Annotated in this window: 23 protein-coding genes; 9 read left to right on the forward strand and 14 right to left on the reverse strand. The window is 67.3% G+C overall.

All coding sequences use genetic code 11. The features are described 5' to 3' along the window. Window positions 1-28 precede the first annotated feature (28 nt). A complete protein-coding gene (locus tag U5805_RS01375) occupies window positions 29-1,096 on the reverse strand; it encodes an acyl-CoA dehydrogenase (RefSeq protein ID WP_322101627.1) in 1,068 nt (355 codons plus the stop codon). Continuing rightward, window positions 1,096-2,688: an FAD-dependent oxidoreductase gene (locus U5805_RS01380; RefSeq protein WP_322101628.1), complete on the reverse strand. Its 1,593-nt coding sequence runs from the start codon at window positions 2,686-2,688 to the stop codon at window positions 1,096-1,098. The genes U5805_RS01375 and U5805_RS01380 overlap by 1 nt, the downstream gene beginning before the upstream one ends. Before the next feature lie 112 nt (window positions 2,689-2,800). Here U5805_RS01380 and katE point away from each other — a divergent pair, with 112 nt between their 5' ends. After that, on the forward strand, window positions 2,801-4,990 hold the full coding sequence (katE, locus tag U5805_RS01385; protein WP_322101629.1) for a catalase HPII: 2,190 nt from the start codon (window positions 2,801-2,803) through the stop codon (window positions 4,988-4,990). 111 nt (window positions 4,991-5,101) lie between these two features. Next, the gene (locus tag U5805_RS01390) at window positions 5,102-5,938 is read left to right on the forward strand and encodes a CHAD domain-containing protein (protein ID WP_322101630.1); all 837 of its coding nucleotides are present in this window, start codon (window positions 5,102-5,104) and stop codon (window positions 5,936-5,938) included. Window positions 5,939-6,096: 158 nt separating this feature from the next. Here the strand turns inward: U5805_RS01390 and U5805_RS01395 are convergent, their stop codons facing one another. The 3 genes from U5805_RS01395 to U5805_RS01405 form a co-directional block, all read right to left on the reverse strand. Further along, complete coding sequence (locus tag U5805_RS01395; RefSeq protein WP_322101631.1) at window positions 6,097-7,767, reverse strand: efflux transporter outer membrane subunit; 1,671 nt, start codon at window positions 7,765-7,767, stop codon at window positions 6,097-6,099. A 1-nt stretch (window position 7,768) separates the two neighbouring features. Further along, the gene (locus U5805_RS01400; RefSeq protein WP_322101632.1) at window positions 7,769-9,355 is read right to left on the reverse strand and encodes a DHA2 family efflux MFS transporter permease subunit; all 1,587 of its coding nucleotides are present in this window, start codon (window positions 9,353-9,355) and stop codon (window positions 7,769-7,771) included. A 118-nt stretch (window positions 9,356-9,473) separates the two neighbouring features. Further along, entirely contained in the window at window positions 9,474-10,700 is a 1,227-nt protein-coding gene (locus U5805_RS01405) for an HlyD family secretion protein (RefSeq protein ID WP_322101633.1), read from the reverse strand. A 207-nt stretch (window positions 10,701-10,907) separates the two neighbouring features. Here U5805_RS01405 and U5805_RS01410 point away from each other — a divergent pair, with 207 nt between their 5' ends. Together U5805_RS01410 and U5805_RS01415 are read left to right on the forward strand one after the other, a co-directional pair. Continuing rightward, window positions 10,908-11,147 carry a hypothetical protein gene (locus tag U5805_RS01410; RefSeq protein WP_322101634.1) on the forward strand — a complete coding sequence of 80 codons (240 nt, stop codon included), beginning with the start codon at window positions 10,908-10,910 and terminating at the stop codon, window positions 11,145-11,147. A gap of 86 nt (window positions 11,148-11,233) precedes the next feature. Then, window positions 11,234-12,199 (forward strand): NADP-dependent oxidoreductase, encoded by a 966-nt coding sequence (locus U5805_RS01415; RefSeq protein ID WP_322101635.1) that lies wholly within the window; start codon window positions 11,234-11,236, stop codon window positions 12,197-12,199. Between the two features lie 237 nt (window positions 12,200-12,436). Here U5805_RS01415 and U5805_RS01420 read toward each other — a convergent pair whose 3' ends face one another. Together U5805_RS01420 and U5805_RS01425 are read right to left on the reverse strand one after the other, a co-directional pair. Next, complete coding sequence (locus U5805_RS01420) at window positions 12,437-13,156, reverse strand: MgtC/SapB family protein (RefSeq protein WP_322101636.1); 720 nt, start codon at window positions 13,154-13,156, stop codon at window positions 12,437-12,439. 22 nt (window positions 13,157-13,178) lie between these two features. Continuing rightward, the gene (locus tag U5805_RS01425) at window positions 13,179-14,039 is read right to left on the reverse strand and encodes a glucose 1-dehydrogenase (RefSeq protein ID WP_322101637.1); all 861 of its coding nucleotides are present in this window, start codon (window positions 14,037-14,039) and stop codon (window positions 13,179-13,181) included. Between the two features lie 196 nt (window positions 14,040-14,235). Here U5805_RS01425 and U5805_RS01430 point away from each other — a divergent pair, with 196 nt between their 5' ends. Beyond that, complete coding sequence (locus U5805_RS01430; RefSeq protein WP_322101638.1) at window positions 14,236-14,580, forward strand: hypothetical protein; 345 nt, start codon at window positions 14,236-14,238, stop codon at window positions 14,578-14,580. Window positions 14,581-14,675: 95 nt separating this feature from the next. On the opposite strand, the gene U5805_RS01435 is transcribed toward U5805_RS01430, so the two are convergent. Genes U5805_RS01435 through coxB form a run of 4 tightly spaced genes read right to left on the reverse strand, consistent with a single transcriptional unit; the run spans window position 14,676 to window position 20,152 of the window. Next, the gene (locus tag U5805_RS01435; protein WP_322101639.1) at window positions 14,676-15,977 is read right to left on the reverse strand and encodes a cytochrome c; all 1,302 of its coding nucleotides are present in this window, start codon (window positions 15,975-15,977) and stop codon (window positions 14,676-14,678) included. Beyond that, complete coding sequence (locus tag U5805_RS01440) at window positions 15,974-16,423, reverse strand: hypothetical protein (protein ID WP_322101640.1); 450 nt, start codon at window positions 16,421-16,423, stop codon at window positions 15,974-15,976. Before U5805_RS01440 ends, U5805_RS01435 begins: the two co-directional genes overlap by 4 nt. Before the next feature lie 2 nt (window positions 16,424-16,425). Next, window positions 16,426-19,152, reverse strand: coding sequence for a cytochrome c oxidase subunit I (gene ctaD, locus U5805_RS01445; protein WP_322101641.1), 2,727 nt, complete (start codon window positions 19,150-19,152; stop codon window positions 16,426-16,428). 13 nt (window positions 19,153-19,165) lie between these two features. Continuing rightward, a complete protein-coding gene (gene coxB / locus U5805_RS01450) occupies window positions 19,166-20,152 on the reverse strand; it encodes a cytochrome c oxidase subunit II (RefSeq protein ID WP_415914521.1) in 987 nt (328 codons plus the stop codon). 414 nt (window positions 20,153-20,566) lie between these two features. On the opposite strand from coxB, the gene U5805_RS01455 reads away from it, so the two are divergent. Next, complete coding sequence (locus U5805_RS01455) at window positions 20,567-21,112, forward strand: DUF4142 domain-containing protein (protein ID WP_322101643.1); 546 nt, start codon at window positions 20,567-20,569, stop codon at window positions 21,110-21,112. A gap of 22 nt (window positions 21,113-21,134) precedes the next feature. Beyond that, entirely contained in the window at window positions 21,135-21,332 is a 198-nt protein-coding gene (locus U5805_RS01460) for a hypothetical protein (RefSeq protein ID WP_322101644.1), read from the forward strand. A gap of 87 nt (window positions 21,333-21,419) precedes the next feature. On the opposite strand, the gene U5805_RS01465 is transcribed toward U5805_RS01460, so the two are convergent. Beyond that, window positions 21,420-21,572, reverse strand: a complete 153-nt coding sequence (locus U5805_RS01465; protein ID WP_322101645.1) for a DUF6496 domain-containing protein — start codon at window positions 21,570-21,572, stop codon at window positions 21,420-21,422. Window positions 21,573-21,746: 174 nt separating this feature from the next. After that, the gene (locus U5805_RS01470; protein WP_322101646.1) at window positions 21,747-22,298 is read right to left on the reverse strand and encodes a type 1 glutamine amidotransferase domain-containing protein; all 552 of its coding nucleotides are present in this window, start codon (window positions 22,296-22,298) and stop codon (window positions 21,747-21,749) included. Window positions 22,299-22,599: 301 nt separating this feature from the next. On the opposite strand from U5805_RS01470, the gene U5805_RS01475 reads away from it, so the two are divergent. Further along, window positions 22,600-22,977, forward strand: a complete 378-nt coding sequence (locus tag U5805_RS01475) for a hypothetical protein (RefSeq protein WP_322101647.1) — start codon at window positions 22,600-22,602, stop codon at window positions 22,975-22,977. Between the two features lie 256 nt (window positions 22,978-23,233). Continuing rightward, a complete protein-coding gene (locus U5805_RS01480; RefSeq protein WP_322101648.1) occupies window positions 23,234-24,001 on the forward strand; it encodes a hypothetical protein in 768 nt (255 codons plus the stop codon). Between the two features lie 234 nt (window positions 24,002-24,235). On the opposite strand, the gene U5805_RS01485 is transcribed toward U5805_RS01480, so the two are convergent. After that, the gene (locus tag U5805_RS01485) at window positions 24,236-25,642 is read right to left on the reverse strand and encodes a uracil-xanthine permease family protein (RefSeq protein WP_322101649.1); all 1,407 of its coding nucleotides are present in this window, start codon (window positions 25,640-25,642) and stop codon (window positions 24,236-24,238) included. Between the last annotated feature and the right edge of the window lie 139 nt (window positions 25,643-25,781).

Below are 25,781 nucleotides of genomic sequence, written 5' to 3' on the forward strand. Positions count from 1 at the left end.
GGCGGCGAGGGCGGGGGCGGGGGCGGCGTTACAGCGACCAGTCCTCGCCGGTGCCCGCCAGTTGTTTCGCGAGCGCCGCGAGATCGCGCTCGGCGTGGCTTTGCCGCACGAACACGGGCAGGTCGGCGGCCATGCGCGCGAACGCGCGGTCGCGGCAATACGGTCCTGCGCCCAGGCCCCGCGCGCAGGCGACGAGCGTGGCGTCCACGGCGCTTTCCACGGCCGCGCGCACGCGCAGCGCGAGCGTCATGGCCGGCGCTTGCGGGCTCGCGTCGATCGTGGCGGCCGCTTCGCGCAGCAGGGCGCGCGCGGCGACCAGCGCCGCGTCGGCGGCGCCCAGGTGCGCGTGCAGATGCGGATCGTCGCGCCGTTGCGCCGCGTTGCGCAGATGCACGGCGAGCGCCGCGGCCGCGCCGTACCAGCACGCGGCAATTCCCGCGCCGCCGTGCCAGAAGCCGGCGCGATGCAGATACGCGCCGCTCGCGCCGATCAGCGTGGCATGCGCGTTCTGCACTTCCACTTCCACGCTTTGCGTGGCCGCCATGCCGACCGCCTCCCAGCCGCGCGCGGTGACGCTCACGCCGGGCTGATCGAGCGGCAGCGCGGCCAGCCAGTCGCGGCCTTCTTCGTCGACGCACGTCACCAGCGCGTGCGTGACGAACGCCGCGCCCGAGCACCACGGCTTGACGCCCGAGAGCAGCACGCGCGCGCCGTCGCGCACCGTGAAGCGCAGTTCGTGATGCGGCGAGCGGGCGGCCCAGACGGCCCATACGGGCGGCGCGGCGCTGTCCGCGCCCGCTGCGCAGGCGGCTTGCGGCACGCCGATTTCGGCGAGGATCGCGAGCGCGTCCGCGTGCGCTTCGTAAATCTTCACGAGCGAGAGATCGCGGCCGGCAAGCGCCGCGAGAAACTGCCAGCGCGCGAGCGTGTGGCCGCCGCCGGGCTGCGGCAGGGACGGGCACGCGGCAACCAGTTGGCGCGCGGCTTCGGGCAGGGCGGCTGCGTCGAGCGGAAACATCACACCTTCGAGCGACGCGCAAGGCAGCGCGGCGAGCCGCTCGGGCGCGGCCGGGTCGATCAGGAGATTGCGCGTCATCAGAACCCCAGGGTTTCGCGCGCGGCGTCGATCGACAGACGCTCGCGCATGCGTTCGGAAAGCAGCGCCATCTCGCGCCCGTAGCCGCAGGCGAGCGCCGCCAGCAAGCGGCCGTCGCGCCCGTAAAGCACGCCGAAGCGTTCGTCGCCGGGCTTGCCGCTCATCACGGGATCGTCCCAGTCCTCGGCGTGGCCGAGATAATCGACGCGCTGGCCGTAGTGCTGCGTCCAGAAGAACGGCACGTCTTCGTAGGCTTCGGCGGCGGCGGCGGTGGCGGCGTCGGCGTCCGCGCCGGCTTGGCCGGATTGTTCGCGCAGCATGTTGCGCGCCGCCACGCGCGCGTGCTGCTGCGCGACGCGCCAATGTTCGATGCGCAGCTTGCGCTCGCCCAGCGGAAACCGGGCGATGTCGCCCACGGCGTAGACGCCGGGGCACGCGCGCATCGCGGCGTCGACGCTGATGCCGCCGTCGTCGTCCAGCTCGATTCCGCCGATGAACCGCGTGGCCGGCTTCACGCCCATGCCGACGATCACGGCCTTGGCGCGCGCGGTCCAGCCGTCGTCGAGTTCGACGGTGTCCACTTCCGTCTCGCCGATGAAGCCCACGGCTTTCGCGCGCCGGAACACCACGCCGTGCGCCTCGTGCCATTCGCGAAAGAGCGCGCCCACGCGCGCGCCAAGCTGCTTTTGCAGCGGCTCGCCGCCCGGCGCGACGATGGTGACGTCCACGCCGCGCTGGCGCAGCGCGGCGGCGGTTTCGAGGCCGATGAAGCTGTCGCCGAGCATGAGCGCGTGTTCGCCCGGCGCGAGCGCCGCGAGAATCGCGCCCGCGTCGCGGACGTTGCGCAATGTGAAGATGTTGCCGAGTTCCGCGCCGGGCACGTCCGGGCGTTGCGCGACCGAGCCGCTTGCCAGCGCCACGGCGTCGAAGCTCGCCTCGCGCCCGTCGGCAAGCTCCACGCGCCTCGTGCGCGCGTCGAAGTGCCTGACCTCGGCGTGCTCGATGCGCAAGCGCGGATCGTGCGCGACGGCGTCGGGCAGGATCGGCGGAACCTCGCCGGGCTTCATTTCGCCGGCGGGCACGAATTTGCTGAGGCAGGTGCGGTCGTAGGGCGCTTCGGGTTCGGCGGCGTAGAGCGTGACCTCGCATGCCGCGTCGCCTTCGAGCAGCGTGGCCGCCACGGCCGCGCCCGCCGCGCCGCCGCCCACGATCGCGAACCTGCGCGTGGCCGCTGCGGCGCTCGCCGCCCGCGGCTTGCGCTCGGCGCGCGGGCGTTGCTGCGTTTGCAGATCGACGAGCACCGCGCCGCCTTCCACGCGCACGGGATACGAGGCGAGACCTTCGAGCGCGGGCGGTTCGAGGCGCTCGCCGTCGTCGATATCGAAGGCGGCCTTGTGCCACGGGCACACGATGCGGCCGTTGCAGAGCGCGCCTTCATCGAGATGCGCGCCCGCGTGCGGGCAATCGCCGCCGAATGCGCGCAGGCGCTCGCCGGCGTGGACGAGCACGATGGGCACGCCGTTCAGTTCGACGCGCCGCATGCCGTGCTCGGGCAATGCGGCGGCGTCCATCGCCTTGGTCCAATCCGCCATGGCGGCTCCGGATGAGGTTTGAGGTTTATCGAGGGCGCATCGGTTTGTCGCCGCGGGGTTGATCGCCGCGTGAGCGCAAGCGCCGTGCCGCAGCGGCGGGGCGCGCCGGAGCATGCGCCGCGCCGCACGGCACAACGCTTGCGCCGTGCAAGGCTCAACTCAAAACCACCGGGCGCGCCCACGCCGACCCACAAGGAGTTCACCTATGCCGAAGAACGCTCGCCCCCAAGGCACCCCGCCTTCCGCCGACGCCAAGTCGCAGAGCCTCGAACCGTTTCGCGCGCGCGCCGACGGCGAAGCGCTGCGCACCAATCAGGGCGTGAAGATCGCCGATAACCAGAACAGCCTGCGCGCCGGCCCGCGCGGCCCCTCGCTGCTCGAAGATTTCATCATGCGTGAAAAAATCACGCACTTCGATCACGAGCGCATTCCCGAGCGCATCGTGCATGCGCGCGGCTCGGCGGCGCACGGCGTGTTCAAGGTCTACGAATCGCAGTCCGAATTGACGCGCGCGGGCTTTTTGCAAGACCCCGCGAAGGAAACGCCGGTCTACGTGCGCTTTTCCACCGTGCAAGGCCCGCGCGGGTCCGCCGACACCGTGCGCGACGTGCGCGGCTTCGCCGTGAAGTTCTACACGGAAGAAGGCAACTTCGATCTCGTCGGCAACAACATGCCGGTGTTCTTCATTCAGGACGCGATCAAGTTTCCCGACTTCGTACACGCGGTGAAGCCCGAGGCGCCCAACGAAATGCCCACGGGCGCGACCGCGCACGACACGTTCTGGGATTTCGTTTCGCTCGTGCCGGAAAGCGCGCACATGGTCGTCTGGGCCATGTCCGATCGCGCGATTCCGCGCAGCCTGCGCACCATGGAAGGCTTCGGCGTTCACACGTTCCGCTTCATCAACGCGCAGGGCAAGGCGCGCTTCATCAAGTGGCACTGGCGGCCGGTGCTCGGCTCGTACTCGCTCGTGTGGGACGAGGCGCAGAAAATCTCGGGCAAGGACCCCGATTTTCATCGGCGCGACTTGTGGGAAGCGATCGAGCGCGGCGATTACCCCGAATGGGAACTGGGCGTGCAGGTGATCGAGGAAAGCGACGAACACAAGTTCGACTTCGATCTGCTCGACCCGACCAAGCTGATTCCCGAGGAACTCGTGCCGGTCAAGCTGATCGGCAAGATGACGCTCAATCGCAATCCCGACAACTTCTTCGCGGAAACCGAACAGGTCGCGTTCCACCCGGGCCACATCGTTCCCGGCATCGACTTCACGAACGACCCGCTGCTGCAAGGACGCCTGTTCTCGTACACCGACACGCAGATCAGCCGCCTGGGCGGCCCGAACTTCCACGAGTTGCCGATCAACCGGCCGGTGTGCCCGTTCCATAACAACCAGCGCGACGCGATGCACCGCCAGACCATCCACGTGGGCCAGGCGTCGTACGAGCCGAATTCGGTGGGCGGCGGCTGGCCGAAGGAAACCGATCCGGCGGACGGCGGCTTCGAAAGCTACCAGGAGAAGATGGACGGCGCGAAGATTCGCGTGCGCAGCGACTCGTTCGCCGATCACTTCTCGCAGGCGACCATGTTCTACAACAGCATGTCGGAGCCGGAGAAGGAGCACATCAAGGCCGCGTATGCGTTCGAACTCGGCAAGGTCACGCGGCCCGAGATTCGCGAGCGCGAGGTCAACGAGATTCTCGCCAATATCGACGCCGATCTCGCCGCGAGCGTGGCCGAGGCGCTCGGGTTGCCGAAGCCGAAGGCGGGCAGCAAGCCCGGCAAGCCGAAAACGGCGTCGTCGCCCGCGCTCAGCCTGCTCAATCGCGTGAAGCCCGGCATCAAGACGCGCAAGATCGCCTTGCTCACGGCGCCCGGCGCTGACGCGGCGCAACTCAAGCAGTTGCGCGACGCGTTCGCGAAGGAAGGCGCGGCGGCGCTCGTGATCGCGCCCACGCTCGCGGCAATCGGCGACATCGTGCCCGACGCGACCATCGCGGGCATGCCTTCGGTGATGTTCGACGCGGTGTTCGTGCCGGGCGGCGAGCAGGCGGCGCAAGCGCTCGCGCAGTCCGGCGACGCGCGCCACTTCGTGCTGGAAGCGTTCAAGCATCTGAAGGCGCTGGGCGCCGTGGATACGGGACGGCTCGTGTTGCAGGCCGCGCATTTGCCCGATCAGGCCGACGGTGTGTCCACCGGCGACGCGAAGGATTTGCAGCGCGTGCTGAAGGATTTCATCGACACGATGGGCCAGCACCGCGTGTGGTCGCGCGCGGCGCAGGCCGAAAGCGTGCCCGCTTGAGCGCGCCGGATCGCAACGCGCGGTGAGGGCGCGCATGGGAAGGCCGCGCGGCGAATCCGCGCGGCGCTTTCCTGCGCGCCGCCGCCGCGCTCAATCCGCCAGGAGCGAGCGATGACAAAAACAACCGACACGGGCGAGAGCGCGCAGGCGCGGTTCTCGCACTACGCGAAACCGCTCGTCGACGAGGCGCTTGCGTATGCGGCGCTCGACGAGCCCGGCGCGGACGATTTTCACAAGCTGCGCATCGCGCTGCGGCGGCTGCGCACCCTGTTGTGGGCGTGGCGGCCGCTGCTCGGGCGCGAGGCCGCCGAGCGCGAGCGCGCGTTTCTCAAGCGCTCGGCGGCGGCGGCGGGCGGCGCGCGCGACTGGGACATCGCCATCGAATTGCTCGGGGACGCGCGTCGCAAGGACGCGTCGCTCGCGGGCGAGCCGCTTTCTAGCGAGCGTCTCGAAGCCGCGCGCCGCGACGCGCGGCAACGCGCGGCCGCCACGCTTGCCGCCGCCGATCTCAAGCATGCGTTGCGCGAAATGCTGCACAACGTCAATCTCGCGCTCAATACTTCGCCGGATCGCACGAGCGTGAAGCGGCTTGCGCGCGAGCGCGTTCGCGACGCGCGGCGCAGCCTGAAAAAGCGCATGCGTCACGCGGAAAAAGCGAAGCGCGGCGAATACGCGTCGTGGCACGAAGTGCGCAAAGGCGCGAAGAAGTTGCGTTATCTGCTGGAGTTTTTCGAGCCGGAGCTGAAAGCGCGCGACGTGGACCGGCTCAAGGCGCTGAAGAAGTTGCAGACGCGCTTCGGCAAACTCAACGACGCCGTGGCCAGCGAGCAGTTGCTTGCGCAGCACCGCGAAGTCTTCGCCGACGAAGCCGGCGCCGAGGCTGCGCTCGCGGCGCTCAGGCGCGCGAGCAAGCGGCGCCGCCGCGCGGCGAGCAAGTCGCTGAGTTAAAACGCTGAGTTAAAGCACTGAGTCAAAGCACTGAGTCAAGGCATTGAGTCGAAGGCGCGGCGCTAAAAACGCCGCCGTGAAAACCTCCTGTCGCCACCACCCCGTGCAAAAGGATGCGCCGGCGCACTCGCGCCGGCGTTCCGCTGCAACTGCAACGCTCACTGCGCGGCGCTCGCGGGCGAAGGCGCCGCGGCGAGCGGCGCGGCCGTGTCGTCCCAGCCGCCGCCCAGCGCCTTGTAAAGCGAGACGAGATCCGTGCATACCTGCAACTCGCCTTGCTGCGCGTTTTGCTGCGCGCTGCTCAACTGACGCTCGGCGTCGAGCACGTCGATGAACGACACGATGCCCTTGCGATAACTGTCGCGCGCGAGATCGAACGCGCGCCGCTGCGCGGCCACGCTTTCGTCGAGCGAAACCCGTTTCGACTGGTCGGTTTGATAGACCGTGAGCGCGTTGTTCACGTCGCGCAGGGCGCCCAGCACCGTCTTGCGATAGTCGAGCGCCGCCTCCTGCTGTTGCAGCTTCGAAAGCTGGAGATTCGACACCAGCGCGCCGCCCTGGAAGATCGGCAGCGAAATGCTCGGCCCCCATGACCAGAACAGGTTGGCCCAGTGCGCGAGATCGTGCGGCGTGGTCGCGCGCGTGCCCACTTGCCCCGTGAGCGAAATGTCGGGGTAGAACTGCGCGACGGCCACGCCCACGTTGGCCGTGGCCGCGTGGAGCGCGGCTTCGGCGCGGCGAATGTCGGGGCGGCGGCGCGCGAGCGTCGCCGGCAGGCCGACCGGCACCGAAGGCGGCGTGCCCGGCAATGCGCCCGGCGGCGTGAGTTCGGCGTCGAGCGCGCCCGGCGCCTCGCCCACGAGCACCGCGAGCGCGTTGAGCGACTGCGCGATCTGTTGATCGTATTGCGGCAGCAGCGCTTCGGTTTGCGCGCGCTCGGCCTCCGAACGCTCCACGTCGAGCTGGCTCTGAAGGCCGTGCTTCGACGCATTGCGCGCGAGATCGACGGTTTCGCGCTGCTGGCGGATTATGTCGAGCGCGGTGGCGCGCAGCATCTGCGCGCCGCGCAATTGCAGATAGGTTTCGGCGACTTCGGCTTCGAGCGACACCTGCGCGTCGTGCTGCGACTCGATGGCTTCGTCGGTTTGCGCGTTCGCGGCTTCGACGGAACGCCGCACGCGCCCGAACAGGTCGATTTCCCACGAGGCGTCGAAGCCCACTTGCCACAGGTTGACGGGCGCCGTGATCTGGTCGAGCGCGTTGCGCACGCCGCTTTCGAGCGCCGGACCTTCGCCGGGCGCGAACTGGTTCACGGGCGAATTCGGCGCGCCGAGCGCGTTCACCTTGTCGTAGACGCCTTCCGATTCGAGCAGGCCCTTCGCGCCCAGTTGCTCGCGTTCGTAGCTCGCGCTCGCGCGCACGTTCGGCAGACCTTGCGCGGCGGCTTGCTGGGTTTGCGCGCGCGCCTCGGCAATGCGCACGACGGCGATCTGCAAGTCGGGATTGCCGCGCACCGCGCGGTCGATCAGCGCGTCGAGCGTGGGGTCGCGGAAATTTTTCCACCAGCGCGGGTCGGGATCGGACTGCATCGTCGGCGTGGAAGCGGCCGGTTTTTCTCCGGGCGCGTTGGCCGCGTTCGCGGCGTGCGTGGCGTTCCAGTCGGCGGGCGCGTTGGCCTCGGGCGGCTTGAAATCGGGGCCGACCGTGCATGCGGCGAGCGTGGCGGCCAAGGCGGCGGCGAGCGCGGTGGCGCGCGTGGTTGCGAGCGCCGTTGGAAGCGCGCCGGGCGCGAGGCGCAAAAAGAACGAGGAAGCCGTGCGCAGCCGCATCTCAATGCCCTCCCTGGCCGGCCGCTTTCACGGGCGAGAAGAACAGCGCGACCGGTACGAAGATCGCGCAATAGATTGCGAGCATGCCGAATACGTCGATATAGGCGAGGATGGTCGCCTGCGAAACGAAGGTCTGATAAAGATGACCGGTTGCGGTCTGCATGGCTTGCGCGAGCGGCTCGCCCGTGCTCGCCATGACGGTTTGCGCGTTGCGCATGAGCGTGTCCTGATAGTTCTGCGAAAGCGGCGACATGTGCCCGGAAAGGTGCGCCATCCACGCCTGCGAGCGTTCGCGGATCAGCGCCGTGGACACCGAAATGCCGATCGACCCCGCGACGTTGCGAAACATCGTGAAAAGCGCCGAGGCGTCGTTGTTGAGCGCGGGCGGCACGGTGAGATAGGCGAGCGTGGTGACGGGCACGAACAGGAAGCCGATGGCGATGGACTGCGCCGCGCGCATCTTCACGAGCGTGTCGTAATCGACGTCGGGCACGAGCGTGCGCGCGTAGATGAGCGCGACGGTGAGCAGGATGAAGCCCGTCATGATGAGCAGACGCGTTTGTATATGCGGCATCAACCGGCTGATGATGGGAATCTCCATCGTGATGAGCAGCGCGCCGGGCGAGAGCACGAGACCGGCAAGCGTGGCCGTGTAGCCCAACTGCTGCTGCGCGAGCTGCGGCACGATCACGGAGCTGCCGTAAAGCACGGTTGCGAACGCGAAGATCATGAGGCAGCCGAGCCCGAAATTACGGTCGCGCAAACATCGCAGATCGACGACGGGATGTTTCGCATAGAGCAGCCGGAAGGCCGCGCCCACGAGCCCGAGCGCGGAGAGCGCCGCGAACGTGACGATGAACGGCGAGTGAAACCAGTCGTCGTCCTCGCCGCGATCGAGCATCACCTGAAGGCAGCCCAGGCCGACGGCGATCAGCGCGATGCCGGGAAAGTCCACGGTGCGCCAGTTGAGCCCGCGTTGCGTTTCCTTCTTGACCCACGGCGGATCTTCCACGAGCTGCATCACGGCGAGCGTCGTCAGGATGCCCACCGGCACGTTGAGCAGAAACACCCAGCGCCACGTGAAGTTGTCGGTGATCCAGCCGCCGAGCGTGGGGCCGAGCACGGGCGCGACCACGATGGCGACGGCCGAAATGGAGAACGCGCGGCCTCGCTGGCTGGGGTCGAACGTATCGAGAATGATGGACTGCTGGTTCGGTTGCAGGCCGCCGCCGAAGAAGCCTTGCAGCAGGCGAAAGGTCACGAGCTGGCCAAGACTCGTGGCGACGCCGCAAAGAAACGAGCAGATCGTGAACGCGACGATGCACAGGAGAAAGTAGCGCTTGCGCCCGAGCACGCGGCCGAAGAACGCCGAAATGGGCAGCACGATGCCGTTGGCGACGAGATAGGACGTGAGCACCCACGTGGCCTCGTCGTAGCTCGCGGACATCGTGCCCGCGATATGCGGCAGCGCCACGTTCACGATGGTGGTGTCGAGCACCTCCATGAACGCCGCGAGCGTCACCGAAATGGCGATCAGCCACGGATTGCCCGCGGGACGCCAGTTCGACTGTTGGGATTGGCCAGGCACGTATCCTCCGTTTCCCGAATGCCGTCGGAAACGGCGGTCAAGGTCGCGCGAAAGAGAGCAAAAGCCGTTCCTTGCGCGCGCCACGGCCTGCGCGCAATCAACTGCAAACCAGTTGCAATCAGTGGCTCAGATACACCGTCGGCACCACGGAAATGCCGAGCGGCAGCGGCTGGTTGTTCGGCAAGCCGTCGTCGATCACGATCTTCACCGGCACGCGTTGCACGATCTTCACGAAATTGCCGGTGGCGTTTTCGGCGGGGAAGGCCGAGAAGCGCGAGCCGCTGCCAAGCTGCACGCTGTCCACGTGGCCATGCAGTTCGAGCTTCGGATAGGCGTCGACGCTGATCTTCACCTTGTCGCCGGGGTGCATGCGCGTGAGCTGCGATTCCTTGAAGTTCGCCGTGATCCACACCTGCGGCGTGACGATGGAAAACAGCGACGTGCCGGCTTGCAGGAAGCTGCCGAACTGCACGTTGCGGCGCGTGATCCAGCCGTCGGAAGGCGAGCGCAAATCGCACCACGCCAGATTGAGCTGCGCCGATTCCAGTTGCGCCTGCGCTTGCGCGACCTGCTCGCGGCGCGCTTCCACGGCGGCCACGGCCTGGCGAATCTGCTGCGGCACGAGGCTCGCGGTTTTCAATTGCGCCTGCGCGCTCATGACGTCGGCGTGGGAACTGCGCTGCTGCGCGTTGGCGGTATCCACGTTCTGCTGCGTCGTGGCGCGCGGATCGACGGCATGCTGGCGTTCGTAATCGGCTTGCGCCTTCGCGTAGTTGGCGTTGGCGGTTTCGATCTGCGCGCGCGCCTGCTCGTACTGCGCCGGATACTGCACGCGCGCGATGTCGAGCTGCGCCTGCGCCGAAAGCAATTGCGCTTTCGCGAGCCCGAGTTGCGCGCGCGCCTGATCGACTTGCGCCGCGTAGTCGCGCGGGTCGATCTCGAGCAGCAGGTCGCCCTTGTGGACGTAGACGTTGTCGTTGATGTTGAGCTTGGTGACGTAGCCCGACACCTTCGGCGCCATGGTGATGGCGTTGCCGTCGGTATAGGCGTCGTCGGTGCTCACCTGGTTGCGCGTGAGGAACCACCAGATCAACGCGGCAATGGCGATGACGAGCACGACCACGCCGAGGATGATCAACGGCTTCTTGCCGGGCTTCTTGCGGCCGTCCTGCTTGCCGTTCTCGTCGCCGCCCTTGTCGTCCTTGCCGTCCTTGCCGCCTTCGTCCTTGCCGTCGTTTTTATCGCCGTCCTTCGACGGTTTGGCGGCGTCGGTCTTGCGCGGCTTGCCATGATGATGGCGCGACCACGCGCCGATATCGCCCGAGGCGTCGCGCTCGTCAGCCATGCGCGGCACCTCGCTGAAGTTTCGGATCTGCGAAAAATGAAAAAGAAGTCATGCGGCGCTCGAATGAAGGCGGCTTCCTCGGAAGGCGGTGAATCGAGGCGACGATGCGGGGCATCGGCCGGAAGCGTCTTGCCGCCGGGCGGCGAAGACGGCGCGATGAGTTAGCAAGCGATGTGCCCGTTCGAGGCCCGGCAACGCGAATCGACGATGGAATCCAGCGGTGCATCGAGTCGGCAAACCGTGCCGGAATCGCGCTCGAATCTCGCCGGAATCGCGCTTGGGTTGCACCCGAATCGCACCCGAATTGCACCCGAATTTGCACCTGAACTTGCACCCGAATTTGCACCTGAAAGCACGCTGCCAGGTTCGCGGATTGCGCGCTCGCAGCATTCGACGCCGCAACGCCGGCAGCAACCTTTCACCGCTTTCCCCATGCGTGAAGGCTGACGCACGGACTCGCGCATCTGTCCGCAAGGCAGGCAGATGAACGCGCGATACCGACGCGGCTTTCAACACGCCAACAGGAGCCGACGATGGAACCCGCCGTACCGAAAACCATGCTCGCCTGGCGCGCCACCCGCTTCGGCGGACTCGACGCATTGCAACAGCAGGACATTGCCGTGCCCGAGCCCGGCGCGGACGAAGTGCTGATCGAAGTGCAAGCCGCCGGGCTCAATCCCGTCGATCTGAAAACGCTGCAAGGCCACTATCCGCTCGTCAAGCAGGACGCGCTGCCCTACACGCTCGGCCGCGACGTGGCGGGCGTGATCGTCAGGCGCGGCGCCAATGCGCAGGCGTGGCCCCAAGGCGCGCGCGTTTGCGCCTTCGTCGGCCAGGGCCAGGGCGCGCTGGCCGACTACGTGGCGGTGAGCGCGAGCGCGCTGGCGGGCGTGCCGTCGAGCTGTCCCATCGACGCCGCGGGTGCGCTGCCGCTCGCCGCGCTCACGGCGTGGCAAGGCTTGTTCGATCAGGGCAAGCTACAGTCCGGCGAGCGCGTGCTGATTCAAGGCGCGAGCGGCGGCGTGGGCCGCTTTGCCGTGGCGTTCGCGCGCCATTGCGGTGCGCACGTGCTGGTCACGGCATCGGCGCACGAACGCAGCGCGTTGACGGCGCTCGGCGCGAACGAGGTGATCGACTATCAGACGCAGCGTTTCGAGGATGTCGCGGGCGAGGTCGATCTCGTATTCGATCTGATCGGCGGCGAAACGCAGGAACGCTCGTGGAAGGTGGTGAAAAACGGCGGCGCGCTGGTGTCCACGCTGAACGAGCCTTCCCAGTCGCAAGCGGCGGAGCATGGCGCGCGCGGCGTGCGTTACACGGCGCGCCCCGATGGCGGCCAGCTCGCGCATATCGTCGAACTCGTGGAAAAGGGCGTGGTGAAGATCGAAGTGGCCGACCGCTTCGCTTTCGACGACACGCCCAAGGGTTTCGAGCGTTTGAAGGCGGGGCACGCGCACGGCAAGCTCGTGGTGCTGCGCCAGTCGAGCGGCAGCGTTTGAGCGGCGGCGCGCGGGTCTCGCGCGCCGACGGGGTCCGAACCTCGCGCTTCGCCGCAACCTCGGGCGACGCACGGGCCGTTGCAAGCGTTGCCTGTAAATGATTCACGCCGGTTGCAGCCGATTGCAGCCGGTTCCAGCCCGGTTGCAGCCGATTCCAGCCGGTTCGGCGCTGAACCGTGCGCCGGCGGCGGGCGGCGAAGCAATGCAACCCTACGCGAAACGAGCGCCGCCGAGCGTCTAACGTTCGATCGACCACGAAGCCTCGTCGTGCAGGCGCGCGACGAGCGACGACAGCGCGGCTTCCATGCCGTCGTCGCCGGGCGCGGCTTGCCAGCGGATTTCGTAGTGCGCATCGAGCCGCCGGTGCGGTGCGCTGTCGGCCGTGTGATGCGCGAGGCCGAGCGTGAGCACGCGGCAGCGCCGCCCGCGCACGGCTTCGTCGAGCAGCGCGCGGGCGTCGTCGCCGGGCGCGTGGCCGAGCGTGACGCGCGCGCGCCGGCCGCGCGGCAGGCGGTGTTCGACGAGCTTGAAGGTTTGCAGCACGACGAGCCCGAGCACCGTGCCCGCTATCGCGAGCGCGTACTGGCCGCCGCCCGCGCACAGGCCGATCACGGTGACGTACCACATGGTCGCCGCCGTGGTCACGCCTTGCACGAGACCGTCGCGGCGCAGGATCGAGCCCGCGCCGATAAAGCCCACGCCCGAAAGAATGCCCAGCGGCAAGCGCATCAAGTCGAGCGTTACGAAGGAATCCTCAGGTTTTCCGTGCTGAACCAGCAGCACGTTCACCTGAAGCATGGCGAGACACGCGGCGAGGCACACGAGCATCGTCGTGCGCAGCCCCGCCGCGTTGCCGGATTCGCCGCGATTGAGGCCGATGACCGCGCCCGCGATCAACGCCACGGCAAGCCTGAACACGAGATCGGACCAACTGACGGCAAGCGGCATCGGGCTCATGGGCGACTCTCGCGGCCAGGCGTCAGAGCAGCGGCGTGCCGCCCGTCACCGCGATCGTCGCGCCCGAGATGTAGCTCGCTTCGTCGCTCGCGAGCAGCACGTAGGCGGCCGCGAGTTCGGCCGGCTGGCCGGGACGCTGCATGGGCGTGTTCTGGCCGAATTGCGCCACGTCCTGCGCAGGCATCGTCGAAGGAATGAGCGGCGTCCAGATCGGCCCCGGCGCCACGCAATTCACGCGGATGCCGCGTTGCGCGACCAGTTGGGCGAGGCCGCCCGTGAAGTTCTGGATCGCGCCTTTCGTCGCGGCATAGGCGAGCAGCGTGGGGCGCGGTTTGTCCGCGTTGATGGACGCCGTGTTGATGATCGAACCGCCATGCGTCATGAGCGGCACCGTTTCGCGCGAAATGCGAAACATCGCGCCGATATTGGTATCGAAGGTGCGGTCCCATTCGTCGTCGCTGATGGCTTCGATCGAGTCGAAGCTCATCTGGTGCGCGGCGTTGTTCACCAGCACGTCGATGCGGCCGAAGGTTTCATGCGTCTGCTTGACGAGCTGGCGGCACCATTCGCGGCTCGTGATGTCGCCCGCGAGCAGCAGCGCGCGCTGGCCCGCTTCCTCGACCCAGCGCGCGGTTTCCTTCGCGTCGTCGTGTTCGTCGAGATAGGCGATGGCGACGTCGGCGCCTTCGCGCGCGAAAGCGATGCAGACGGCGCGGCCGATGCCGCTGTCGCCGCCCGTGACCAGCGCCACCTTGCCCTTGAGCTTGCCCGAGCCGCGATAGCTGCTTTCGCCGTGATCGGGCTGGGGATGCATCGGCGCGGTGCGGCCAGGCGTTTGATCCTGTTGCTGAACGGGCAGGGAGTCGGGGCGATCGGCGGACATGGAAAAACCTCTTGGAAAAAGCGATGACCGGACGAAAGGGCGCCGCAAGGGCCATGCCGCCTCGCGCGCGGCGCCGGGCCGATGGCGACGCAGGCGAGGCACGCCGCGTGCGGTAAGGCAGGCGTCTGCGTGGGCACGTCGCGTTCGACATAAGCCTGCCCGCGCGTTTTTCAACGCGACAATGAGGAAACCAGTCATGAAAGCACGTCAATATCTGATTCCGGCACTGACCAGTCTTATGCTCGCCGTTTCCGGCGCGGCGCTCGCCCAGGGTGCGGGCGGTGGCGCAGGCGGCGGTGCGGGTGGCGCAGGCGGTGCAGGCGGCGGCGCGGGCGGCGGCAGCAGCAGCACGGGCACCGGCACCGTGGGCGCGGGCGGCCAGGGCGGCAACGCCTATCCCGAGCAGGGCGCATCGGGCACGGGCTCGACCATGCATAAGTCCACGCATCGCTCGCACATGAAGTCGCATGCGAAAAAGCCGATGAACGACACGACCAATACCCCGGGCGCCGACGCGAGCAGCGACACCAAGGGCAACTAATTATTAGCAGCCCTGACGATGACGCGGCGAGTTCCTGCTCGCCGCGTTTTTTTTGCGCCCCGTAAGCCGCGGGCGCCGGAATTGCCGATCGCGTTCTAGCGATGAATGGCTTCGCGCAGCCGCGTGACCTCGGCGGGCGCGATCGGCGGCGCGGCATTGCCCCACGCGCCGCGCACGAAGCTCGCGACCTGGGCGATCTCGGTGTCGGTGAATTGCGCGCGAAACGCGGGCATCTTGCGCGATGTGCCGTCGCCGGGCGTCGCCGGGCTTTCGCTGCCTTCCACGATCAGCCGCAGCATGCTCGTTGCGTCGCGCGAGAGGGCGAGCGAGCTGCCCGCGAGCGGCGGCGCCTTGCCTTGCGTGCCGTTGCCGTCGGCGCCGTGGCACTTCGCGCAGAACGAGAGATACAGGCCCGCGCCGGGCCGCTCGGGCGTGCCGCCGTGCAGCGCGGCCATCGTGCCCGCGCGCGCGGCGGGCGTATCGGCGTATTGGCCGCTCGGCTCGCGTGCGGGCAGCGATTTCAGATACACGGCGATGCTGTGCAGGTCGTCGTCGCTGAGGTGCTGCGTGCTGGCGCCCACCACGGGCGCCATGGCGCCGAACGCGTACGCGCGGTCGTTGTGGCCGTCGCGCAGGAACGTGACGATTTCGTCCTCGCTCCAGCGGCCAAGGCCGCTGCCGGGGTCGCCGGTGAGATTGGGCGCGTACCAGTGATCGGTCACGCCGCCAGTGAGATAGAGCGGGCTGCGATCGGTGTAGCCCATTTCGTTGTACGCGGGTCCGCGCGGCGTGTGGCAGGCGCCGCAGTGGCCGAGCCCTTGCACGAGCCACGCGCCGCGGTTCCACTGCGCCGAGCGCGCCGGATCGGCCTCGTAGCGGCCGTGGCGCGCGAAGAAGAATCGCCAGAACGTCATGACCCAGCGCTGGTTGAACGGAAACGGCAGATGCGTTTGCGGCGCGACGTTCGGCGACGCTTGCACGCCGTACATGAAGTATTGATAAAGCGCGTTGATCTCGCTGCCGTCGAGCGCCGCGAACGACGGATAAGGCATGGCGGGATAAAGCCGCTTGCCGCCGGGCGCGACGCCGCGCTGCAACGCGGCCGCGAACTGCGCCGGCGTGTAATTGCCGATGCCGTGCTGCGGGTCGGGCGTGATGTTGCTCGCGTAAATCGGCCCGAACGGCGAGTTCACGGCGAGGCCGCCCGCGAACGGCACGCGTTGCGCCGAATCGTGGCACGAAGCGCAGTCGCCCGCCTGGGCGAGGCGTTCGCCGAGCGCGATTTGCGCGGCGTCGGGCGGCGGCCTGGTGTGCGCGAATTCGTCGTGGCGCTGACATGCCGAAAGCAGGGCGAGCGCGGCTGCGCAGAGCGCGGCGGTAACGAGGCGCGTCGTCATCGCAACGCTCCGCACAGGCGCGCGAGCGGCAGCGCAAACAGCACCGACGTCGTGAACACGAGCCCGATGGTGAACGCAATGGCGACGGCCGTGCCGCACCACGCGAGAAAGCGGAAAGTTTCGCGTTGGGGCGCGGGCAGCCTGGCGGTCTCGCGCAAGGCGCGCCGCGCGGCCAGCGCGCCGGCGAGCGCGAGCGCGAACGCCAGCGCCGAGACGGCGGCAAGCGCCCAATGCACGACGTTCCATGGCTGCGCGTTGCGTTGCGCCACGCCGCCCGCGCATGCCGTGGCGGCGAGCATCTGGCAGAGCAGCACGTGGCCCGCCCACACGAACGGCACGCCGGCCAGGCCGTACCACACGGCGGCGTGCTGCGCGAGCGAAGGTCGCGCCTGGCCGGCGGCGTGACCGGCGCGCGATGGACGGGTGGCATGAGGAGCGTGCGGCATCGCTATCGGCCTCGCATCCAGTACGGCGAAAGATACAGCACGCCGAAAATAAAGAGCCAGACGAGATCGACGAAATGCCAATACAGGCCGCCGATCGTGAGCGCCGCGTCGCGCCTGCCGTCGAAGTAGCCGCGCGCGATCCAGAACGCGAGGCACGCGAGCATCAGCACGCCCGCCATGACGTGCGCCATGTGAAAGCCGGTGATGGTGAAATAGAGCGAGCCGTAGAGATTCGACGCGATGCCGTAAGGGCGATCGTGCCATTCGAAGAACTGGATCGTCACGAACGCAATGCCGAGCACGATGCCCGCGATCATCGACCCGAATGCGGGCCACTTGCGCGCGCGCCGCACGAATCGCCCCGCGAGCCACACGAACACGCTGCTCGCGAGCAGCAGCACGGTATTGATGCCGCTGATGCCGAGCTTCGGCAAGCCCTCCGGCGGCCACGGCTGCGCGCTTTGCGAGGCAAGATAGAGATAGGAAAAGATTAGATATCCGAACAATGCGGCTTCGGTCACGACCAGGGTGAGCACGCCCCACCAGCCGCCCGCGTGCTCGCCCGCGCTGCCCACGGGCAAGGCGAGCGTTTCGTCCTCGCTTGCTCGCGCCGGTTCGCTTGCGGACTCATTCGCGGCTTTGTTCGCGGCTTTATTCGTGACTTCATTCGCGGCATTATTCGCGGCTTTATCGGTGACCTTGTTCGCAACCTCGCTGGCGGCTTCGTCCGCGGGTTGCGCCGCGAACGGCTCGCGCTGGCCCAGTGCGCGCTGCGGCCACATCCACGCCAGCAATGCGAGCGCGCACACCATGCCCGCGAGCGCCGTCAACGCCACCGAATGCAGCAGCATGCCGACGAACACGAACGTTGCCGCCACGCCCAGCACGAAGGGCGAATACGCGTCCTCGGGCATCTTGAGGATGACGTCGGGCTCGCCCGCGAGCGGCGTGACGCCAAGCGCCTCGCGCCCGCGATGCAGCAGATAGCCGGGGCGCGGCACGCCGGCGTCGGCGGCCCAGAGCGGGTCGCGCGAACGCACGCTCGGCAGGACCGCGAAGTTGTAGGGCGGCGGCGGCGACGACGTCGACCATTCGAGGCCCGCCGCATTCCACGGATTCGCGCCCGCCCGCTCGCCGCGCCGCGCGCTCACGAGCGCATTGCCGATGAACATGGCGATGCCCGCCGCGAACACGAACGCGCCCACGCTCGTGAGCAGGTTCGTCGTGTCCCAGCCCATGTGCGCCGGGTAGGTGTACACGCGGCGCGGCATGCCGAGCAGCCCGGAGATATGCATCGGAAAAAAGCCGAGATTGAAGCCGACGAACAACACCCAGAACGTCCACTTGCCGAATCGCTCGTTCATCAGGCGGCCCGTGAACTTGGGAAACCAGTAAGCAACGCCGCCCAGCACCGGAAACACGTTGATGCCGAGCAGCACGTAATGCAGGTGCGCGACCACGAAATAAGTGTCGGTGAGCTGCCAGTCGAGCGGCACGGCCGCCGTCATCACGCCCGAAACGCCGCCCACGGTGAACATCAGCACGAAGCCCGCGAAGTAGAGGAACGGCGTCTTGAATACGGGCTTGCCGGTCCAGATGGTGGCGATCCAGGCGAAGACGGCAATCGCGCTCGGCACGGAAATCAGCATGCTGGCCGCGCCGAAGAACGCCAGCGCGAGCGGCGGCAAGCCGGTCGCGAACATGTGATGAAGCCACACCTCGAAGCCGATCAGCATGGTCGCGACGGTCGAAAGCGCGACGGCCGCGTAAGCGGCGATTGGACGGCGGCAGAACGTGGGCAGCGCCTCGGAAACGATGCCCATCGCGGGCAGCACGACCACGTAGACCCATGGATGCGCAAAGATCCAGAACAGGTGTTGCCAGAGCAGCGGACGGCCGTCGGCGGTGGTGTCGAAGAAATGCGTGCCGATGTTGCGGTCGAGCCAGAGCATGAAGAACGCGAGGCTCACCGACGGCACCGCGAGCAGATTCGCAAACGACGCCGTGAGCGTGCCCCAGATGAGAATCGGCAAGCGCGCGACCGACATGCCGCTCGCGCGCATGCGCAAGAACGTGATGACGAAGTTGGCCGCGCCCACCGTCGTCGAAATGCCCAGCAGCACCATGCCGAGCGCGTAGACGTCGATATTGGGCCCGGGGTCGTAAGTCGCCGAGGAAAGCGGCACGTAGTTGAACCAGCCCGCGTCCGCGCCCTGGCCGCGCGGAAAGCTCGCATAAAGCAGAATGCCCGCGCCCAGGAACACCCAGTATGAAAGTGCGTTGAGGCGCGGAAACGCCATGTCGCGCGAGCCGAGCACGAGCGGCCACAGATAGTTCGAAAAGCCGCTCAGCACCGGCAGCGCGTAGAGGAAGATCATCGTCACGCCGTGCATCGTGAACAGTTGATCGTATTGCTGCGGCGTGAGCAGCGTTTCGTTCGGACGCGCGAGTTGCAGGCGCATGATGAGCGCTTCCACGCCGCCGAGCACGAGAAACACGAACGCGGTGATCAGATAGCGCAGGCCGATGCTTTTGTGATCGACCGTGGAGAGCCAGCCGCGCCAGCCGGGGCGCGTTTCCCAGATCGCCTCGAGGCGGCGCAGCGCGGCTTCGTCGAGCGGCGCGGTGCCGGTTTCGGGCACGCGCGACAAGCGCGCCGCGCGCGGGCGCTGCGGCACGGCTGCGCGCGCGGCGCCTTCGGCGGAAGGAGCGGCGGGGAGATCGTTCATGTCGTGGCGTTCATCATTGCAAGGTGTCCATCCATGCGCCCAGATCGCGGGCTTCGGCGGGCGTGAGCGCGATGTTCGGCATCAGCGATTCGGGCTTGATGGCTTGCGCATGCGCCACCCAGTCGAGCCGGTTCGCGGGCGTGTTGGCGAGCGTGCCGGCCGCGATCAGGCGGCGCGAGGCGAGATGCGTGAGATCGGGGCCTTGCGCGCCGTTCGACTGCGAACCGCGCACCGTGTGGCACGCGGCGCAGTGCGTCGCGAACACCTGCTCGCCGCGTTGCGCGCCGGCATTGGGCGGCGCGGCCGCCGGCTGCGCCTGCGCGCTCAGCCAGCGCGCGAAGTCGCCGGGCGATTGCGCGATCACTTCCATTGCCATGTGCGCATGCTGCGCGCCGCAAAACTGCGTGCATTGCCCGCGCCAGATGCCGGGACGGTCGGCTTGCAGCCACTGTCGATTGACCTGGCCCGGAATCGCCTGGGTCTTGCCGGCCAGCGCGGGCACCCAGAACGCATGGATCACGTCGGCGCTTTGCAGCCGCACCTGCACGGGCTCGCCGGTCGGAATGCGAATCTCGTTGGCCGTGTTGAACGGCTGGCCCGACGGCCCCGTGTACGTGACTTTCCACCACCAGTCGTAAGCGGTGACGGTGATCGTGAGCGCGGGGTCGCTGGGCGGCTCCGCGACCGCTGCGAGCACGCGCAGCATCGCCACGAGCGCGCCCAGCAGCAGCACGGTCGAAATCGCGGTTCCGATGATGACGATGCGGTTCGCGACGCCGTTTGCCGTCTCGTTCGCGCTCAGGTCGTCGCCGGAGATGTCGCGGCGCTTGCGGCGCATCGCGATCAGCAGCAAGGCCGCGATGACGATGCATACGACCACGCAAAGCGCCGTGAGCGCCCAGTCGAGCACGCGCACGGGTGCGGCGGCGGGACCGGCGCTGTGAAGGAAATAGGCGAGCGGGGTGATGTCGCCGGGTGCTTGCGCCTGCGCGAGCGGCATGCGCGCGCCCGCGAAGAATAGCGTCGACGTTACGCGCAGCGGCGCGGCAAGGAGACGAACCACGCGTGCCCTCATGAACGCAACGGCGGCGATGCCCGCAGCCGCCGCGCGCGGCACGACGCGGTAATGGGGCAGGCACGGAACATGGGGGCGGTCTCCTCGGCAGGGCGAGCGGCGTCTCGCGTTCAGCGCCGCGCATTTGCCGTGCCCGCACGAAGGCCGGCGCGGCTTGCGCCTCGCACGCACGGTCGGTGCGCGGGGATGTGCGTGCTATCTGAGTGCTATGTGCGCGGTATGTGGATTGCGCTCTCTTTTTTATGGAGCCGTACCGGTTCTTTGCGCATCGGCTGCTTGCTGCGGCGTGTTGGTCCGGTGACGCGCCGAAAACTCGCCCATCGTCACAAGGAGTCCGAAATGAAACGAATTCTCGCCGCTGCCGCCTGTTCGCTCGCGTGCGCCGCGCCGCTCTACGCGCAAGCGCAGCAAACGCAAGCCGCTTCGACCACCGCCGCCAATCCGCTGCCGGCCCCCGATCGCGACTTCGTGCAGGCCGCCTCGCAATCGTCGTCGACCGAGATCGACGCGGCCAAGCTCGCGATGAAGAACACGCAGAACAAGGACGTGCAGTCGTTCGCGCGTCACATGATGGTGGATCACATGAAGCTCACCGCGCAGCTCAAGATGGCCGCGCCGCATGGCGTGAGCGTGCCGAAGGACAACAGCGACACCTCGGTCGTGGACTCGCTGCGCCCGCTCAAGGGCAAGGACTTCGACACGGCGTATACGCAGAAGGTCGGCCTGGAAGGCCACAAGGAAGCCATTCAGGCGTTCCAGAAGGAAATCAGCGACGGTCAGAACGACAAGCTGAAGGCGGCGGCGCAGAAGGCGTTGCCGACTATCGAAAACCACTACCGCATGGCGCAGACGCTCGCGCAAAAGGTGGGCGTGCAGGCGCAGTGACACCGCATTCACGGAGAACGACATGACGCAAACCCAAACGCAGATGGAAGCTTTCCGGCGCGAAGTGCGTATCGACATCGCGCATTTCGATCTCGCGGCGATGAATGGACCGCAAACGCCGGGCGAAAACGACGAAGGCGCGCAAAGCGACAACGAGAAAGAAAAGCAGCAGGAATTGCCCGAGTTGCCGGACCCGGTGGAAGTGGGCGAGGACGGTTGATGCCGAGGTTGATGCCGAACGACGCAAAAAAGCAACGCGCCGCTGTTTGAAGCGGCGCGTTTGCTTTGCGGCCGACGATTCGGCGGATTACTTGTGGCTTTTCTTCGGGATTTTCGCTCCCGATTTGCGCGCCTGATTCAAGGCAATTGCCACGGCCTGCTTTTGCGACTTGCCTTGCTTCACTTCCGTCTTGATGTTCTTCGAGATTGCTTCGCGCGACTTTCCTTTGCTAAGCGGCATGATGGCCTCCGTTTCGAACGATTTACAAGACTTCTTCCCATGATGCGGCAACGGCGCCGCGATCAGGCGGCGGTGCCGCAGCGTGCGTGCCCGCGCGGGCACGCACTGCACGGCTGACGCTGCACGGCCGACGCTGCACGGCCGACGCTGCACGGCCGACGCTGCACGGCCGAATTACGCCGCGCGCTGCGACGAAAGCGTCGAGATCAGTTCGGCGTTGAAGGCGGGCAAGTCGTCGGGCTTGCGGCTCGTGATGAAGTTGCCGTCGTGGACCATTTCCTTATCGACCCATTGGCCGCCCGCATTGCGAATGTCGTCTTGCAGCGTGGGCCAGCTCGTCATCGTGTGACCCTTGACGATGCCCGCCGAAACCGGCAGCCAGCCGCCATGGCAAATCACGGCGATGGTTTTCTGCGCGTCGTTGGCCGCGCGCACGAACGCCTGCGCCTCGGGAATCACGCGTATGGCGTCGCCGTTCACCACGCCGCCGGGCAACACGACCGCGTCGTACTCGTCGGGGCTGGCGTCGCTGAACGTGCGGTCGACCTTGACCTTGCTGCCTTTGTCGACGTGGTTGAAGCCTTGAATCTCGCCGCCCTTCTGCGAAATCACCTCCACCTTCGCGCCCGCCTCGACGAGCGCGCGTTGCGGTTCGGTGAGTTCGGCTTCTTCGAAGCCGTCGACGGCGAGAATGGCGACCTTGCAGTTATCGAGTGTTTGACTCATGGCGATTTCCTCCGTGTTCGTGAACGTTTCGGCCCTTTCCGTACCGGTGTTTTCCGTGCCGGATCGGGCCGTGTCAAGCAGCGTTGCTTCACGGTCCACCTACCGCAAGCACGATGCCGCGCCTCGTGCGCCATGGCGTGGTTAATGAGGTCGCGATGCGTGCCCGCCGCGAAGGCACGCCGCGAGCGGCGAACAGGCCGCCATGTGTGGAACGGCGTTTGCGGAAACGTTGGCGCATAGCACGTGGCGGAACACCAGCGCCACGTTGAAGTTCCATCCACCAAGATTCAAGGAGATCGACATGAATGGATCAATGAAGCGTTTGCTGGCAGGTGTCGCGATCGCGACGTGTTCCGCAATGGCGTTCGCACAGGGCGCGGGCGGTGCGGGCGGCGGTGCCTCGGGCGGTAGCAACGGCGTGGGCGCCGGCGGCGGCACGGCCGGGGGCGCGGGCGGCGTGAATACGGCGCGCCCGGCGGCCAATCTGAACGGCGGCGCGGGCAGCCCCGACAGCGGCTACGGCTCGCCGGGCACGACCGCCATCGGCGGCGGCACGGGCACCGGCACGGGCGCCGCGCCGGCGCAGCAACGCGGCATGCGGGGCAACTCGATGTCGCCGGGCAGCAACATGAATGGCGGAATGAACGGTGGAGTGAACGGCAACAGCAATGGTCAGTAACCCTGACGATTGATTGTCTCCGCCGCCCGGCCGGTCGGCGTATCCCTGCGATACGTGACCGGCCGGTTTTGCTTTTGGCGCGTCAGCCTCACGTTATCCGCACTCGATAAACGGCGCGTGAATTCGCGCTCGCTCGACCGAGTTCTCGCGCTATGTGGCGCGCCGCACCGAACGGCGCAGATTCTTCGCTCAGTCTTTGCCAGCGGCGCACGAAAACCGTTCGCACACCCGATTACACCAACGTTCGGAGAGAGCGATGACCGTACTGAGCGACGGGATGTTGCCGATGGAGTGCGTGGCGAAGGCGCAGGATCTTTGCGATTCGATGGATAAAACAGGCTTTGGCGTGCTCCACGACGCCATCTCCGAGACCGTGCTCGCGCAGATGCGCGGCTTCGTCGCGGAGCAGATCGAGCGGCGCGGCGGCCAGTATTTCGGGCTTTCGGGCGCGCAGTGGATTAACGAAACCTGTCTGCGCCCGCTATACGAAAGCGCGGCGCTGCGCGAATTGCTCGACACGCTCTACGAAAGAAAGATGCACGCCGCCGCGCCTGCCGAGCGCATCTATCCGGTGATGCGCGCGTTGACGGGCACGCACGGCCTGCGTCACGCCAACAATTTTCACTACGATTCGTACATGCTCACGGTGCTGGTGCCGATCCTCATACCGGATGGGCCTAACGAGCCGCCGGGGCATCTCGTGATGTTCCCCAATATGCGCAATGCGCGGCGCTGGGTGGTCGTCAACATCGTCGAGAAATTGCTGGTGGAAAACGTGATGCATCGCGTATGGCGCTTGCCGTTCGTGCAGCGCCTGCTGGCCGCGAAGATCGTGCCGCTCACGCCCGGCAATCTGTACTTTTTCTGGGGCATGCGTTCGCTGCACGCGAATCAGGCGTGCTTGCCGAGCAGCGTGCGCTGCACGGTGCTGCTGCATTTCGGCGATCCGCACGAAGGCAGCAGGTTCAAGGGCATCAGCCAGCGGCTGCATGCCGTGCGCTTGCGGCGCATGGCGCGCGATTGATACGTGTCGTGCGGTTGGCTTGCGAGTGGCTTGCAAAACGCTTTCTGGTGTTTCGCGCGATACGCGTTGAGGAGGCGATTCGAGCGAAGCCCGCGCCGCGCCGCTCGCCCGAGCGCCGTATCGCTGTATCGCCCTATCGCTGTATCGCTGTATCGCTGTATCGCTCAATCGCTCAATCGCTCAATCGCTCAATCGCTCAATCGCTCAATCGCGCCAATCGCGCCAATCGGCTTATCAGCGCTTTTCCGGCAGGAACCAGTTCATCACGAGCGCGCAGATGCCGCCCGTCGCCACGCCCGATTCGAGCACGTTCTTGAGCGCGTGCGGCAGGCTGGTGAGAATTTCCGGCACTTGCGAAACGCCCAGGCCGAGCGCGAGCGACACGGCGATGACGAGCAACGCGCGACGGTCGAGGCGAGTGCCCGCGAGAATGTTGATGCCCGAAGCGGCCACCGCGCCGAACATCACCATGGCCGCGCCGCCGAGCACCGGCTCGGGCACCGCTTGCAGCACCCCGGCCACGGGCGGAAACAGGCCGAGCACCACGAGCATGCCGGCAATCCACACGCCCACGTGGCGGCTCGCAATGCCGGTGAGCTGAATCACGCCGTTGTTCTGCGCGAACACCGAACTCGGGAACGTGTTGAATGCGCCCGCGAGCAGCGAGTTCGCGCCGTTCACGAGCACGCCGCCCTTGATGCGCCGCATCCACAGCGGGCCTTCCACCGGCTGCCTGGAAATCTTGCTGGTGGCCGTCACGTCGCCAATCGCTTCGAGCGAGGTGACGAGATAGATCACGAGCATCGGCACGAACAACGGCCATGAAAAGCCGATGCCGAAGTGCAGCGGCCTGGGAATCTGGAACAGCGCGGCCTCGCGCGCGCCCGTAAAGTCGAGGCGGCCCATGGCGCCCGCCACGAGATAGCCGAGCACGAGCGCGATCACGAGCGCCGTGCTGCGCACCCACACCACGGGCACGCGATTGAGCACGATGATCGTGCCCAGCACGAGACATGAAAGCGTGAGGTTCTGCACGCTCGCGAACGTGCCCTTCGCGATCGCGCCGTAGCCGCCGCCCATGCTGACCAGGCCGACCTTGATGAGCGTGAGCCCGATCAGCAACACGACGATGCCGGTGACGAGCGGCGTGATGAGCCGCTTCACGAACGGCAGGATGCGCGATACCCCCATTTCCACGAACGAACCCGCGATCACCACGCCGAATATCGCGGCCATCACCGTTTCGACGGGCGTGCCTTGCTTCACCATCAGGCTGCCGCCCGCGATGAGCGGCCCGACGAAGTTGAAGCTCGTGCCTTGCACGATCAGCAGTCCCGCGCCGAGCGGGCCGAAGCGTTTGCACTGCAAGAAGGTTGCGATGCCGGAGATCACGAGCGACATCGAAACGATGAGCGTGGTGTCGCGGCTCGATACGCCCAGCGCCTGGCAAATCAGCAGGCCGGGCGTGACGATGGGAACGAGGATGGCCAGCAAATGCTGGAGCGCGGCGATGAAAGCGACGGCGGGCGCGGGTCGGTCGTCGGGACCGTAGACGAGATCGCGGGGAGCGTCGTGAGCGTCGTGAGCGTCGAGCGGGGCGGGGCGGTCGGTGGTGCTGGGGTCGGGAAAGGCAGGTTGCATCGGGCGCGGCGGAAGGGCGAAAACGAGGGAAAGGCGGGATTTTAGCGGAACGAAGCAGCCGCCCGTCGGAACCGGCCGCCGCGATCGGGCTTGCGGCGGCGAGTTGCGCACGAACGCACGAACGCACGAACGCACGAAC

It is taken from the genome of Paraburkholderia sp. J41 (assembly GCF_905220235.1).
Lineage (GTDB): Bacteria > Pseudomonadota > Gammaproteobacteria > Burkholderiales > Burkholderiaceae > Paraburkholderia.